The organism is Polaribacter atrinae, from assembly GCF_038023995.1.
GTDB lineage: Bacteria > Bacteroidota > Bacteroidia > Flavobacteriales > Flavobacteriaceae > Polaribacter > Polaribacter atrinae.
Genome location: NZ_CP150660.1, coordinates 3,591,748 through 3,607,089, shown reverse-complemented (window position 1 = coordinate 3,607,089; position 15,342 = coordinate 3,591,748). Strand labels below are relative to the sequence as shown.

The following is a 15,342-nucleotide window of genomic DNA, read 5'->3' as shown; positions in this document are numbered from 1 at the left end:
AAGATTCCTTCAGTCATACTTCCTTCGGAATGACAGATTGTATTGTATTATATTATATTATATTATATTATATTCAACATTTTCTCTGTGGCTTTAATAGCAGATACTGTTTGATCTGAATCTAACCCACGAGTAATAAATTCTTTTTCTTCTAATTTCCAAGTAATAATTGTTTCACATAATGCATCAGAATGACTTCCAGGAGGAATTCTTACTGCATAATCAATCAACTTTGGTAAATCTTTCTTACTATGTGTTTTATACAGCTTTTTTAATGCATTCATAAAAGCGTCAAATTGTCCATCTCCTTGCGCATGTGCTTCATATTGCACACCTTCTACAATTAACTGTAAAGTAGTAGAGGGTTTCATTCCTTTGGCATGACCTAAAACATAGTTTTCTACAACTACACGCTTTTCAATAGCATCACTATCTAAAACATCAGAAATTATATAAGGTAAATCTTCTTGAGAAACAACTTCTTTTTTATCCCCTAACTCTATAATTCTTTGGGTAACTTTCTTAAGCTCTTCATCATTTAAACTCAGCCCTAAATCTTGTAAGTTTTTCTGAATATTGGCTTTCCCTGAGGTTTTACCTAATGCATATTTACGTTTTCTACCAAAACGTTCTGGCATTAAATCATTAAAATAAAGATTGTTTTTATTATCACCATCTGCATGAATTCCGGCTGTTTGTGTAAATACATTTGCACCAACAACAGGTTTGTTTACAGGAATTCTAAATCCAGAAAAGGTTTCTACAAGCTTGCTAACTTTATTTAATGCTTTTTCATTTACGGTGATTTTCACATCCTTTAAAAAATCATTAATAACAGCAATAACACTTGCCATTGGAGCATTTCCAGCACGCTCTCCCATCCCATTTATGGTTAAATGCAAACCGTTTGCACCAGCTTTTATAGCTTCCATAACATTGGCAACTCCCAAATCATAATCATTATGACCATGAAAATCGAAATGTGTTGTTGGGTACTTTTCTCGAACTTCTGTTATAAATTTAAAAGTTTCATCGTGTGTTAAAATTCCTAAAGTATCTGGTAATAATACACGTTCTGTTTTTTGAGCTGTTAAAAAATCTAAATATTCAAAAACGTATTCTTTAGAATTACGCATTCCGTTAGACCAATCTTCTAAATACACATTGGTTTTAATATCATGCGTAGCAGCCAATTCAATATTTGCTTTAATATCTGCAAAATGTTGTGCTGGTGTTTTTTTAAGTTGATGGGTTAAGTGGTTTAAAGAACCTTTAGTTAATAAATTTTGGACTTTTGCACCAGCATCTATCATCCAGTCGATAGATTTCCCTCCATCAACAAAGGTTAATACTTCTATTTTATTTAAACATTTTTGTTCTAAAGCCCAAGAAGTTATTTTTTTAACTGCTTGTAATTCACCTTCAGAAACTCTTGCAGATGCAATTTCTAAACGATCTACTTTTAATTCTTCTAACAATAATTTTGCTATTGTTAATTTCTCAGAAACTGAAAACGACACTCCTGATGTTTGTTCTCCATCACGCAGTGTCGTATCCATTATTTCAATCTTTCTACCTATCATTTAATCAAATGTAAAAAAAAAGTGATTTATCATTTTTAATATTTATATCAACTTGTCATTTAGACTTTAGGAGAAATCTCATCACGTTAAAAACCAAAATTATAAAACTTTATGTGATTTCTCCCTTTGATCGAAAAGACAAAACTAAAGTGTAATCAAAGATTTAATTATTTCTTAGGTTTATCTATGATAACAATCTAAAATGGTCTTGTTTCAGCAAAAGCGGTAATCTCATTTTCGATGTTTTTTAAGTAATCGATATCATCAAAACCGTTTAACATATTGTCTTTTTTGTAAGTATTAATTACAAAAGATTCAGACTCTCCAGTAGCAAGTAACGTTACTGTTTGATTTGGTAAATCAACCTTAATTTCTGTTTTAGGATCTGCCATAATTGCTGCAAACAAAGTATCTGCAAATTCAGCTGAAACTTGTACAGGTAAAACCCCTACGTTTAAACAGTTATTTTTAAAGATATCAGCAAATGCTGATGAAATTACACAACGTAATCCAAAATCGTACACAGACCAAGCTGCGTGCTCTCTAGAAGAACCAGAACCAAAGTTTCTACCTCCTACTAATATTTTAGAACCTGCATAAATTTCTTTATTTAAAGGAAAATCTGCTTTTGGTGTTCCGTCTGCATTGTATCTCCAATCACGGAAAAAATTAATATCAAAATCTTTACGCTCAGTAGCTTTTAAGAAACGAGCAGGAATTATTTGATCTGTATCTACATTCTCTGTAGGTAAAGGATATGCTGTACTTGTAAGTACTTCAAATTTATCGTAAGCCATTGTTTTCTTTATTAAGCGTTAGCGTTTAAAATTGTTCTTGGATCTGTAACAACACCACTAACTGCAGATGCTGCAGCCACTAAGGGCGATGCTAATAAGGTTCTAGACCCTGGTCCTTGTCTTCCTTCGAAGTTTCTGTTTGATGTTGAAACTGATAATTTTCCTGATGGAATTTTATCGTCATTCATTGCCAAACAAGCCGAACATCCTGGTTCTCTTAATACAAAACCTGCGTCTGTAATAATTTTATCTAAACCTTCTGCTTTTATTTGATCTACTACTTTATGAGAACCTGGTACTAACCAAGCCGTAACATTAGGAGCTTTTTGTCTGCCTTTTACAATAGAACAAAAACCTCTAAAATCTTCTATACGTCCGTTTGTACAAGAACCTAAAAACACAAAATCTATTTCTTTACCAATCATAGAATCACCTTCGTTAAAAGACATATAACCTAATGATTTTTTGTAAGTATCTACTCCACCTTCTAAACTTTCTGCAGTAGGAATCGATTTTGTTACGCCCATTCCCATTCCTGGGTTTGTTCCGTAAGTAATCATTGGCTCAATATCTGCTGCATCATAATTAAATTCTACATCAAATTCTGCTCCTTCTTCTGTATAAAGAGTCTCCCAATATTTCATTGCCTTATCCCAATCTGCTCCCTTAGGAGTTTGAGCACGACCTTTTAAATATTCGAACGTTTTTGCATCTGGAGCAATCATACCTCCACGTGCTCCCATCTCAATAGATAAGTTACACACAGTCATACGACCTTCCATAGACATATCTTCAAAAACATCTCCTGCATACTCAACAAAATATCCAGTTGCTCCAGAAGTTGTTTGCTTAGAAATAATGTATAAAGCAACATCTTTAGGGGTTACACCCAAACCTAATTTTCCGTTTACGTTAATACGCATCGCTTTAGGTTTTTGTTGCATAATACATTGTGTAGACAATACCATTTCTACCTCAGAAGTACCAATACCAAAAGCAATAGCACCAAAAGCACCATGCGTAGAGGTATGAGAATCTCCACAAACAATCGTTGCACCAGGTAATGTAATTCCGTTTTCCGGACCTACAACGTGTACAATTCCGTTATTAAGATCTCCTAAACCCCAGTGAGAAATACCATGCTTTTTTGCATTTCTTTCTAAAGCATCTAACTGATTTGCAGATAAAGGATCTGCTACAGGTAAATGTTGATTTATTGTTGGTGTATTGTGATCTGCTGTTGCGAATGTACGCGCAGGATATACAACACTGTTTCCTCTACTTTCTAAACCTAAGAAAGCTACGGGACTTGTAACTTCGTGGATAAAATGACGATCTATAAAAAACACATCTGGTCCGTCTTTAACTTGACGAACAACGTGTGAATCCCATACTTTGTCAAATAATGTATTTGCCATTTGTTTGTTCTTTAATTATTTAAATGATAATCAGCTACCAAAAATAAGAATATATTCTGTTTTAAGCTCTTTTAAATATTTCTGAACATTATACCCAACTGTTAAACCAATCATTATAACATTGATAAACAGATCATTAACCTATTTAAAAATACGATGTCTATTTATTTTATAGGGTATTCATTTTTTATGATAATTCTTTAATTTTAATTGTATAAAAGTGCTAAAATGTTTATTAAAATCTTAAAATAATCCCTATTCGTTCCTCATTCGGTATGACAAGCTAAACGTAAAATAGAAATCATTCTCACTTCAACAGAATGACGAAGGAATGATGAGAAATCTTATAATGAGATTCCTCCTCGTTCCTCATTCGGTATGACAAGCTACATGTAAAATAAAATCAATTGTCATTTCGACAGAACGACAAAGGAATGACGAGAAACCTTATAATGAGATTCCTCCTCGTGCCTCATTCGGAATGACAAACTATATGTACAATAAAACCAATTGTCATTTCGACAGAAAGACGAAGGAGTGACGAGAAATCTTATAATGAGATTCCTCCTCGTGCCTCATTCGGAATGACAAACTATATGTACAATAAAACCAATTGTCATTTACAGATAACTCCAAAAACTCCTAACCATTTTAAATATTTCTGTTTTTATTACTTTCAATTAAACCATTAAGAAAAGTACGTGTCAAAGAAGCAAAAGGTATAAAAATGAAAAAACAATTCGCTTTCCTACTATTTTTTATAGGAATACAACTATTCGCACAAGAGCATAACAACCATTTAACGGCAACAATTATTGGTTCTGGTTCTCCAAAATTTAATACAGAACGCTCTGGTCCTTCGGTTTTAATTAGCTACAAAAACACACAGATTTTGGTAGATATGGGAAATGGAACCCAAGCCAATCTAAACAAGATAAATACAAAAATTAAAGACTTAGATGGCTTACTTTTTACACATCATCATTTAGACCATAACGAAGAGTTTGCTCCCATTTTTATACAATCGCTTCTTGGACGAAACAAAACCATTATTGCAGGTCCTAAACAAACCACTTTAATCATTGATAATATTTTAGAAAGTTACGAAGAGGATATTGCGTATCGATTATCGAAATCTGGAAGAACTCTAAGTGATGCTACTGCAAATTACACCGCTAAAAACTTATCAGGAAATGACTCTTTTAGTATTGGAGACATTAAAATTACTTACACACCTGTAAACCATGCAATTGCTACACTTGCCTATCGTTTTGATGTTGGTAACGAATCTATTGTAATTTCTGGCGATTTAACCTACTCGAAAACCTTACCTATTTTAGCAAAAAATGCTGATTATTTAATTATGGATTCTGGTGGCGCCATTGCCTTAGGTTCAAAAAGAAAAACGGGTAAAAGTAACAACAACAGAAACCGTAAAACCAATAGTACAAAAGAACACGCACACGTTAACTTGTCTGAAAGCTCACAAATGGCAAAAGAAGCGAACGTTAAAGATTTAGTCTTAACCCATTTTAACTTTACAGATGTAGATGAAGAAGCTACAACTGCAGCCATACGTGAAAACTATTCGGGCAACGTACTTTACGGAAAAGACTTGATGGTTTTACCTTACACAGAAAACAGCACTGTAAACCAGACTTCTAATTTAAAAGTTAGCTACCCAATAGTAGACACAGGCATAAAAGATTCTTATTCTGACAGTGCAGAAATTACTACACCTACAAAAGGAGCTTCTTTTTATGGACAAGATGCCAACTATAACGGCAATCAGCCTTCATACATCAACAACAGAGATGGTACTATAACAGATACCGTTACAGGTTTAATTTGGGAACAAGATATGGGAACCAAAATGACGCTTAAAGAAGCACTTTTAAAAGCAAAAAATTCTAAATTAGGTGGTTATAATGATTGGAGAGTGCCTACCCTTAAAGAATTGTATTCATTGATTCTGTTTACAGGAAAAGTAAAAGGAGCCACGGCAATAGAATTATTTATAGATACCAATTATTTTAAACAACCTTTAGGAAACACTCAGAATAACGAACGAGAAATTTATGCACAAACTTGGTCTTCTACCGAATATGTTGGACGCACCATGAAAAATAATGAAACTATATTTGGTGTTAATTTTGTGGACGGTAGAATAAAAGGGTATCCGAAAAATCAACCTAGAACGGGTAATGAAAACAAAATGTATTTTCGTTTGGTCCGTGGTAATACCGATTATGGAAAAAATAATTTTATAGACAATGGCGACGGTACCGTTAGTGATTATGCAACGGGTTTAATGTGGCAAAAAGCCAATGATGGAACAGGTAAAAACTGGGAAACATCCTTGTCTTATGCAGAGAATTTAGAATTGGCATCTCATTCAGATTGGAGATTACCAAACGCTAAAGAGTTACAGAGTATTGTAGATTATACGCGTTCTATACAAACCACCAATTCGCCGGCTATTGATCCTATTTTTGAAACTACAGAAATTAAAGACCCGAACGGTAAAAAACAATATCCTTATTTTTGGACAAGTACCACTCATTTAGATGGTAAAAACCCCAATGCAAGTGCAGTGTACATTGCCTTTGGAGCATCTCAAGGAAAAATGAGAAATGAAATCATGGATGTACACGGTGCAGGTGCACAAAGAAGCGATCCTAAGAGTGGTGTTAAAGAAAATTATCCTGAATATTTTGGTCCTCAAGGTGATGTGAGATATGTTTATAATTATGTAAGAGCCGTTAGAGACATAACACCTACAACTAAAATAAACACAAAAATTAAGACGCCACAAGACAAAAAAGTAACTACACAAAACAAGCAGCAACCCACTAAAAAGAATAATAACAGCAATAATACGCCTCCATCTTTTTCTGAATTGTTAACCAAAATGGATGCGAATAAAGATAAAAAATTAAGTAAGTCTGAAGTTAAGGGAAAATTGAAAGAAAATTTTGATCAAAGAGATAAAAACGGAGATGGTTTTATCACTGAAGAAGAAATGACCAAAAGAGGAAATCGATAAAACGATTCGCTTAAAAAAAGGACTATTTAACACTAAGTTTTTCTGTGTATTGGCAAACAAGTTTAGCCCTGATTGTAGCAGTTGTTTGAGCTCTTTTTTAGTTTGGGATTGAGTGAATTTTGAAGAATGAAAAATTTGTATCGAGAACAAACTAAAAAAAGCGAGTGCGGAAAGCAGGAAATAGCTTCAAATAAAAACACTTTATATACTGTCAATCTAGAGTACATTTAGATTGACAGTATGTTTACTCAAATTTGTCCATAACGGCATCACTAACGCCCATGTTAGAAAATCCACCATCATGAAATAAGTTTTGCAACGTTACTTTCTTTGTTAAATCCGAAAATAACGAAATGGTATAATCTGCACAATCTGCCGCAGATGCATTTCCTAAAGGGCTCATTTTTTCTGAAAAATTGATAAATCCGTCGAAACCTTTTACACCGTTTCCGGCCGTAGTTGGTGTTGGAGACTGAGAAATGGTGTTTACCCTCACTTTAAAATCTCTACCAAAATAATACCCAAAACTACGTGCAATAGACTCTAAATAGGCTTTATTATCTGCCATATCATTGTAATCTGGAAACACTCTTTGTGCCGCCATATAAGTTAAGGCAACGATAGAACCCCACTCATTCATTGCTTTTTTATGATATAAAACATTTAAAACTTTATGAAAAGAAACTGCAGAAACATCCCACCCTTTCTGAGTAAAATCATAATTTGGATCTGTATATGCTTTCTTTTTTCTAACATTTACAGACATACCGATGGAGTGCAAAACAAAGTCAATTTTACCACCTAGAATCTCCATAGATTTTTCTATTAAGTTTTCTAAATCTTCGATTGAAGTTGCATCTGCAGGGATAATTTGAGAATTTGTGTTCTTTGCCAAAACATCTAACTCCCCCATTCTTATGGAAGCTGGCGCATTGGTTAACACAAACTCAGCACCTTCTTCATAAGCTCTTTGTGCCGTTTTCCAAGCAATAGAGTTTTCATTTAAAGCACCAAAAATAATTCCTTTTTTTCCTTTTAATAAGTTGTACATGCTACTAAATATTTCTTTTATGAAATTTCTAAATAGCTCATAAGCTTCTTTAGAAATGACCTTCTAACTTTTTAAGTTTTATATAAACTAATTCAATAATTCTTTTGCGTGTGTAAGTGCAGAGTCTGAAATATCTTTACCACTTAGCATTTCTGCAATTTCTACAATACGTTCTTCTGTAGATAATTGTTTTAAATTGGTAGTAGTAACTCCCTTAACTTCTTCTTTATATACTTTGTAGTGGTTGCTTCCCTTTGCTGCAATTTGTGGTAAGTGTGTAATAGCAATTACTTGCATATTCTTACTCATTTGTTGCATAATAGCAGCTATTTTGTTAGAAACTTCACCAGAAACTCCAGTATCAATTTCATCAAAAATAATGGTTGGTAACTGTGTGTTTTCTGATAAAATTGTTTTTACAGAAAGCATAATTCTTGACAATTCTCCACCAGAAGCCACTTTTTTAAGTTCACCAAAACTACCTCCTTTATTTGCAGAAAAAAGGAATTCTAATTCGTCTTTTCCGTTTGAGAAATAGTTTTTAGTAGCTTTAATTTTGATAGAAAAACGAGCGTTCTCCATCCCTAAATCTGTTAATAAAGCTTGTAATTCTTTAGTTAATTTAGGTATAGAATTTTTTCTAGCTTTAGAAATTAAATCGGCAACTTTATCTAACTTTTCAGAAACATCGTTTATTTCTTTTTGTTTTTCGTTAATAACTTCATCTGCAGATTCTACCTGAGCTACTTTGTCTGAAAGTGCTTCAAAAATCTGAATCAATTCTACGTTATTACCTACCGTATGTTTCTTCTGTAAATTATATAGTAATTGTAACCTGTCGTTAATCTCTTCTGCTTCATTAGGATTAAAATCTACATTTTCATTTGCATCTTCTAACTCAGAAACAATATCATCAATTTCAATCTTTACAGAAGTTACCCTTTCTGATAAATCTTGGTATTCTTTAGAAAAAGGAGCAATCTTAGACAATCTATTTTCTAAAGTATTTAGTAAATTCTGAATTCCGATTTCATCATTTACCGTAATACTTAAAGCTTCAGACAAATTATCTTTAATATCTTCTATATTATTTAATTTCTCTAACCTTTCTTCTAAATCTTCTTGTTCATCTACTTTAACCTTAGCTTCTTCTAATTCTTTAAAAAGATGCAAGTTGTAATCGTATTGTTTATTTGCTTCTTTTTGTTCTGCTTCTAAAACAGCTAACTCTTTTTTTAATTTAGATAACTGAGAAAAACCACGTTTGTAAGATGCTATTTTGGCTGTATTTTTTGCCAATGCATCTAAAATAGTAAACTGAAAGCTATTATCAGACAATTGCATTGTCTGATGCTGAGAATGCACATCTATTAATTTAGTTCTTAATTGATTTAAAACAGACAGCGTAACAGGCGTATCATTTACAAAAGCTCTCGATTTACCAGAGGGTAAAATCTCTCTTCTAATAATTGTTTCTGCTTCGTAATCTAAATCAACTTCTTTAAAAAATTCTTCTAAATTATAGCTAGAAAGCGCAACCTTAGCTTCTACTATACATTTGGTTGACGTATCTTTTAATGAAGATAAATCTGCTCGGTTACCTAAAACTAAACCTAATGCACCTAAAAGTATCGATTTACCTGCTCCAGTTTCACCTGTAATAATAGACAAACCTGAAGAAAAATCAATAGATAAGTGATTGATTAATGCGTAGTTATTAATTGAAAGTTGTGTTAACAAATTTTCTGAATTTTAGAAGATAAAATTAAGGAAAATTGTATCAAGTTTAAACAATAATTAGAAGGAATGTTTTTACTTAATATCTTTCCACTTAGAATTGTTATTCGGAGATATTTTTTTCACTATTTCAAGCAATCTATTTTTATTTCTAGAAGTACTATTATCAGAATACATGTTTACAATTTCATCTGCTTTAGCATCAAAAAATACACGGATTAAATAATTACCAACAGTTCTGTTATAGATGCTTTCTAAAGAAATTACAGCCTCTTCCATATTTTGTTTAGCAATACCATTGTTTAAAGAAAACTCATCTAACCCTCTTCTATGATAGGTGTAACTAGCAGTTCTATATGCAGAGAGTTTAGGGGATAAAAAACTATCAATCAATAAAAAACGATTTTGTTTTCCTACTACATTTTGCCATGATGCTATTCCGCTTTGTTGGGCTTGCAACATTACATTCTCTGCTTCTTTAAAAGATGCTTCTCCTCCATTTCTTTTAAAAGTGTCACCATCTGCCCCTAAAACAATATTTGCGTAAAAAACAATGGTAGAAACTAAATTACTATCGTAAGCGTTTTTATTATAAATTAAAGGATCGAACTCATTGTATTTAAAATTAAAATCGTTGTCTTTTAAGTTTAATACAGGTGTTGCATACGTAGACCCAAAAACAGGTCTTGTAGATTGAACTTGCAAAGTTGCATTAAAATTATTTGCATCTCTAGAGGTTATTATAATTGTAAAAGCACAATCTATTCTTTCTTCTGGCTTTACTTCATTATTAGTCCATTTTGTTTGATTAACAAACTCTGACAAAGATTTTTCTAATGTTTTAAAAACTTGGGTATTTGAACCTTGTACCTGGTTGTAGTTTACAGTAACCAAGCAATTCAATTCTTGCGCTTTTAGTACAGAAACTGAAAATAATAACAGAAAAAAGAATATAAGTTTACGCATTTATTTTGTTTTTCACTGTCTGGTCGAGCGCAGTCGAGACCTAAACCAAAACCTCTCGACTGCGCTCGAGGAGACAAAAAATATTAAGAAATATTTTTTACAATTTCATTGATAATATCTTTGGCAACTTCCACTTTAGATTTTAATTCGAATGATTTCTCAGTCAAATCTTTATCAATAATAGTAATTTTATTTGTGTCTGTTGCAAAACCAGCGCCTTTATCTTGTAAAGAATTTAAAATAATAGCATCTAAATTCTTACGCTTTAATTTTCCTTTTGCATTTTCTAACTCATTATTAGTTTCTAAAGCAAAACCTACTAAAAATTGATTTTCTTTAATTTCACCTAAAGATGCTAAAATATCTTTTGTTGGTTCTAACTCAATCTCTAACGCAGAAGTTGTCTTTTTTATTTTCTGAGTTGCTACATTTTTGGGTCTATAGTCTGCAACCGCAGCTGCAAGAATAGCAATATCTACTTCTTTAAAATATTTGTGGGCTGCGTTGTACATTTCATCAGCAGAAATAACATTTACTCTATGTACTAGAGAATGTTGTATTTTTTGATGACTTGGACCAGAAATTAAAAAAACCTCTGCACCTAAATTAGCTGCTGCTTCTGCAATTGCAAACCCCATTTTACCTGAAGAATGATTGCCTATAAAACGAACAGGATCTATAGCTTCATAAGTTGGTCCTGCAGTTAATAACAGTTTTTTTCCTTTTAAAGGTAATTTTGATAGAATATCATTTTCTATAAATGACACAATATCTTCTGGCTCTGCCATTCTACCTTCACCAACTAAACCACTTGCCAACTCACCAGAAGTTGCAGGTATAATTGTGTTTCCAAAAGATTTTAATTTCTGTAAACTTTCTTTGGTTGATGGATGGATGTACATATCCAAATCCATTGCAGGGGCAAAATAAATAGGACATTTTGCCGATAAATAGACTGCCAATAATAAATTATCGCAAGTACCATTTGTCATTTTAGACATGGTATTTGCAGTTGCAGGAGCAACTACCATATAATCTGCCCAAAGCCCCAAATCTACATGATTATTCCACATTTCATTTTCTGCATCTTCTTTGTCGTAAAACGTAGAATGAACAGGATTCTTAGAAAGCGTGGAAAGTGTAAGAGGTGTTATAAAATCTTTAGACGCAGGAGTCATAATAACTTTGACCTCTGCGCCTAATTTTATAAATAAACGAACTAAACTAGCCGTTTTGTATGCCGCAATTCCAGCAGTAATTCCTAACAGAATTTTTTTACCACTTAAAACAGACATTATTCTGCTTCTGGAGTTCTAAAATATACTTTTCCGTTTAACCACTCTTCAACAGCCATAGCAGTTGGTTTTGGTAATCTTTCGTAAAATTTAGAAACTTCTATTTGCTCTTTATTTTCAAAAACTTCTTCTAAACTATCGTTATAAGTAGCAAACTCTTCTAATTTATCAACCAATTCTTTCTTTAAATCTCCGTTGATTTGATTTGCTCTTTTGGCAATAATAGAAATAGCTTCATAAATATTTTGTGTAGGAGCTTCTATTTCATTCTTATTATAAGTAATAGTACTTAAAGGTGCCTTTGTGTCTTTATAATCCATAATTAATTATTATTTCTTTTTTGAATTTTGAACTTCAACTTGTTTTGCAATCAATGCATCAATTCTTACTTGTTCATTTTGTAAGGTTGCTAACATTTTGTTTGAATCTTCCATAAACTGAGATTCTGGGTAATTTCTTTTTAATTTATCGTATGCATCAATAGCATCCTTTATACGTTCAAGTTTTCTTCTGTCATAACTTTTTAAAACAAAATCATGTGCTGCTTTTAACCTATAATACAATGCTTCTTCTTTAAACTCAGAACCTAAATAGTCTGCTAATAAATTATCAAAAGCTTGTATTGCTGCTTTATAGTTTCTTAAATCATACTCTGCTGTTCTATAGTACGTCTTAGCAATTTCGAAATATTTTTTCTGAAGCTTATATCTTAATTCTTTATAATGTAGATTCGCTTCTTCAATCTTATCTGAATCTGGGTATGTATTTATAAAACCTTGAAAAGCATCCAGCGCCTTATTTGTTTCCTTTGGATCTAAACTAAAACGTGGAGAAGCCAATTTATAGCTATAAGCTGATAAAAAAGCTGCTTCTTCTAGCTTAGAACTTTTAGGGTAATTTTTTGCAAAACGATCAAAATAATAACCAGACATGCTGTAATTTTTCTCGTTAAAATTAGATTGCGCTACCATAAACTGGATACGTTCCATTTGTGGTTTCCCTCTATAGGTTGGTGTAATTTTCTCAAACAAACGTAAAGCTTTACTAAACTTATTACTTTCGTACAATTTCACAGCCATTTTATACTGCTCTTCTGTAGTACCTTTGTTTAATACTTTTTGATATTCACCACATGAAAATAATACAAGTGAGAACATCAATAAACACGCTAAATTTTTAATTTTTTGCATCGTGCAAAATTAGTGATTAAATATGGATAATAAAAGAATTTATTTTTTCTCGAATAATTCTTCCCTTTTAGCTCCTAAAAACAACTTTAGGATAACTGTTTTAATGAAAACTCTTAATAATAAGTATTAAGAATAATATATAAAACTAAAACGCTTTTTTTGACAATAAATTATGTCATATAATAACGACACAAAAGACGCAAAAAAAGCGATTAGTTGTTACTAAAAGTTTGTTAATATTATTGTTGCACAGGTGGCACTGCAGTAATTAATTGCTTAATATCGTTATCAAACAGATAAAAACCACCTTTATCATCACCAATTAACTTTATTTTATCTAAGATATTTCTTGCCAATGCTTCTTCTTCAATTTGCTCAGAAACGTACCATTGTAAGAAATTGTGAGTTGCATAATCTTTTTCTTGTAAACAAATATCAATTAAATCATTAATACAAGCAGACACATGTACTTCATGGTTAAATAATTCTTGAAACATTTCTTTAAATGCACCAAATTCTACCGGAGGTGCATCTAATGCAGATACTTTTGCATGTCCACCACGTTCATTTACAAACTTCACCAACTTTAACATGTGCATTCTTTCTTCGTCTGAATGTGCGTACATAAACTGTGCAACGCCTTCAAAACCTAAAACTTCTGCCCAAGAAGCCATTGACAAATATATTTGGGAAGACTGTGCCTCTACTCTTATCTGTTCGTTTAATGCTTTTTCAATAATTGGTGATAACATAATTTCTATTTAAAGTTCGCTACAAATTTAGCAATTTTAGATTGAAGTTCTGCACTTGTATGCACTAAAGGTAAACGAACGTCTTTTTTACAGATACCTAACTCTTCTAAAACTGTTTTTATACCTGCAGGATTATTTTCTTCAAAAATATAATCAATAATATCCATCATTTTATAATGAATGGCATAACCTTCTATATTATTTCCTTGTAAACCATGGTTTATCATGGTAGAAAACTCTTTAGGAAAAGCTTGTCCTATTACAGAAATCACTCCAGAACCACCCGCTAAAGCAACTCCTAAAGCCATATCATCATCACCAGAAATAATTAAAAAATCTGCTGGTTTGTCTTTTAACAATGTATAATACTGTTGTTGGTTATTTCCTGCTTCTTTAACAGCCACAACATTTGCAAAATCATTTGCCAAACGTATAGTAGTTGCTGGCTCCATATTTTTTGCCGTTCTACCAGGAACGTTGTATAAAATAATAGGTAAATCTGTAGCTTGTGCAATGGCTTTAAAATGCTGATAAAAACCTTCTTGCGTGGGCTTACTATAATAAGGTGCAACAGATAGAATACCATCTATTCCTGTAAAATCTCTTGTTTGTAATTCTTCTATAACTAAAGCAGTATTATTACCTCCAACTCCTAAAACTAACGGCAAACGTTTATTGTTTGTCTTAATAATAACATTAATTATTTCTTGTTTTTCTTCTTTAGTAATGGTTGCACTTTCTGCTGTTGTACCATTAATTACTAAATAATCTGTTCCGTTCTCGATGTTAAAATTCACCAATTGTACAAGTGCATCAAAATCTACACTTAAATCTTCTTTAAAAGGTGTTATCAACGCAACTCCAGTTCCAATAAATTTCTGCATTATTATGTATTTTATAAGGCGTAAAATTACAATTTAATGCTGAACTTCATCACTAAAAAGACAATTCTTACCAAGAATAAACAACTTTATTATTAAAGTTTAATTTTTTAGTTTTTTAAGAATTTGAAGGTATTTTTTTAGCTCTAATAAAAATGCTTCTACTTGTTCTGTGTTTTCAGAAATTTCTAATTCGTACAATTTAGAGTTAACTTCAGAAAAACCTGCTTTAAATGTGGCATTAGACTGCAAAACAGCATTTTCTAAATACAAATTAGCTTCCTTAAAATAACCTATTAATAAATCGAAAGGTTCGTCTAAAAAACTTTTAAAACTAGGTTCAATATACACGCCACTCCAATTGATATCTTTTTGTGTAAAATATTTAAAGGAAGTATCTTTTATTTTATCCTTTTTCTTAAAACTATAGATCTTAACATTTCTAACTCCAAGAACTGTTTCTATTTTTGCTTGCAAATCTATCTTCGAAGAAATAATTTCTGTTGTTAAAATACCTACAGATTTAATTTCCTTTTGATAAACAATTCTGTGTTCTGACACTTGCTTGATGTTTTTATCAAACTTTTTTTTGATTCTAGCTTCTTTTAACTTCAAAAAATTCATTA

The 15,342-nt window shown here is 31.8% G+C and carries 13 protein-coding genes; 1 reads left to right on the top strand and 12 read right to left on the bottom strand.

The window, feature by feature from the left end; translation table 11 throughout:
- Positions 1 to 62: 62 nt before the first annotated feature.
- The 3 genes from WG945_RS15700 to leuC form a co-directional block, all read right to left on the bottom strand.
- Positions 63 to 1,583 (bottom strand): alpha-isopropylmalate synthase regulatory domain-containing protein, encoded by a 1,521-nt coding sequence (locus WG945_RS15700; protein ID WP_068450170.1) that lies wholly within the window; start codon positions 1,581 to 1,583, stop codon positions 63 to 65.
- 197 nt (positions 1,584 to 1,780) lie between these two features.
- Complete coding sequence (leuD, locus tag WG945_RS15695) at positions 1,781 to 2,380, bottom strand: 3-isopropylmalate dehydratase small subunit (protein ID WP_068450168.1); 600 nt, start codon at positions 2,378 to 2,380, stop codon at positions 1,781 to 1,783.
- 11 nt (positions 2,381 to 2,391) lie between these two features.
- Positions 2,392 to 3,798, bottom strand: coding sequence for a 3-isopropylmalate dehydratase large subunit (leuC, locus tag WG945_RS15690; RefSeq protein ID WP_068450166.1), 1,407 nt, complete (start codon positions 3,796 to 3,798; stop codon positions 2,392 to 2,394).
- Between the two features lie 727 nt (positions 3,799 to 4,525).
- Between leuC and WG945_RS15685 the strand changes: the two genes are divergently transcribed.
- Positions 4,526 to 6,844, top strand: a complete 2,319-nt coding sequence (locus WG945_RS15685) for a DUF1566 domain-containing protein (protein WP_157603643.1) — start codon at positions 4,526 to 4,528, stop codon at positions 6,842 to 6,844.
- 244 nt (positions 6,845 to 7,088) lie between these two features.
- Here WG945_RS15685 and WG945_RS15680 read toward each other — a convergent pair whose 3' ends face one another.
- The 9 genes from WG945_RS15680 to WG945_RS15640 all read right to left on the bottom strand — a co-directional run bounded on the left by WG945_RS15680 (position 7,089) and on the right by WG945_RS15640 (position 15,340).
- Positions 7,089 to 7,895: an enoyl-ACP reductase FabI gene (locus tag WG945_RS15680; RefSeq protein WP_068450163.1), complete on the bottom strand. Its 807-nt coding sequence runs from the start codon at positions 7,893 to 7,895 to the stop codon at positions 7,089 to 7,091.
- An 87-nt stretch (positions 7,896 to 7,982) separates the two neighbouring features.
- Positions 7,983 to 9,635, bottom strand: coding sequence for a DNA repair protein RecN (gene recN, locus WG945_RS15675; RefSeq protein ID WP_068450161.1), 1,653 nt, complete (start codon positions 9,633 to 9,635; stop codon positions 7,983 to 7,985).
- 72 nt (positions 9,636 to 9,707) lie between these two features.
- A complete protein-coding gene (locus WG945_RS15670; protein WP_068450159.1) occupies positions 9,708 to 10,598 on the bottom strand; it encodes a DUF4835 family protein in 891 nt (296 codons plus the stop codon).
- An 83-nt stretch (positions 10,599 to 10,681) separates the two neighbouring features.
- Positions 10,682 to 11,893, bottom strand: coding sequence for a bifunctional phosphopantothenoylcysteine decarboxylase/phosphopantothenate--cysteine ligase CoaBC (coaBC, locus tag WG945_RS15665; protein WP_068450157.1), 1,212 nt, complete (start codon positions 11,891 to 11,893; stop codon positions 10,682 to 10,684).
- Positions 11,893 to 12,213, bottom strand: a complete 321-nt coding sequence (locus tag WG945_RS15660) for a DNA-directed RNA polymerase subunit omega (protein WP_068450155.1) — start codon at positions 12,211 to 12,213, stop codon at positions 11,893 to 11,895. Before WG945_RS15660 ends, coaBC begins: the two co-directional genes overlap by 1 nt.
- A 9-nt stretch (positions 12,214 to 12,222) precedes the next feature.
- Positions 12,223 to 13,083 carry an outer membrane protein assembly factor BamD gene (locus WG945_RS15655; protein ID WP_068450153.1) on the bottom strand — a complete coding sequence of 287 codons (861 nt, stop codon included), beginning with the start codon at positions 13,081 to 13,083 and terminating at the stop codon, positions 12,223 to 12,225.
- 239 nt (positions 13,084 to 13,322) lie between these two features.
- Positions 13,323 to 13,835 carry a ferritin gene (locus WG945_RS15650; protein ID WP_068450151.1) on the bottom strand — a complete coding sequence of 171 codons (513 nt, stop codon included), beginning with the start codon at positions 13,833 to 13,835 and terminating at the stop codon, positions 13,323 to 13,325.
- 5 nt (positions 13,836 to 13,840) lie between these two features.
- On the bottom strand, positions 13,841 to 14,719 hold the full coding sequence (gene dapA / locus WG945_RS15645) for a 4-hydroxy-tetrahydrodipicolinate synthase (RefSeq protein ID WP_068450149.1): 879 nt from the start codon (positions 14,717 to 14,719) through the stop codon (positions 13,841 to 13,843).
- Between the two features lie 99 nt (positions 14,720 to 14,818).
- A complete protein-coding gene (locus WG945_RS15640) occupies positions 14,819 to 15,340 on the bottom strand; it encodes a DUF6913 domain-containing protein (protein WP_068450147.1) in 522 nt (173 codons plus the stop codon).
- Between the last annotated feature and the right edge of the window lie 2 nt (positions 15,341 to 15,342).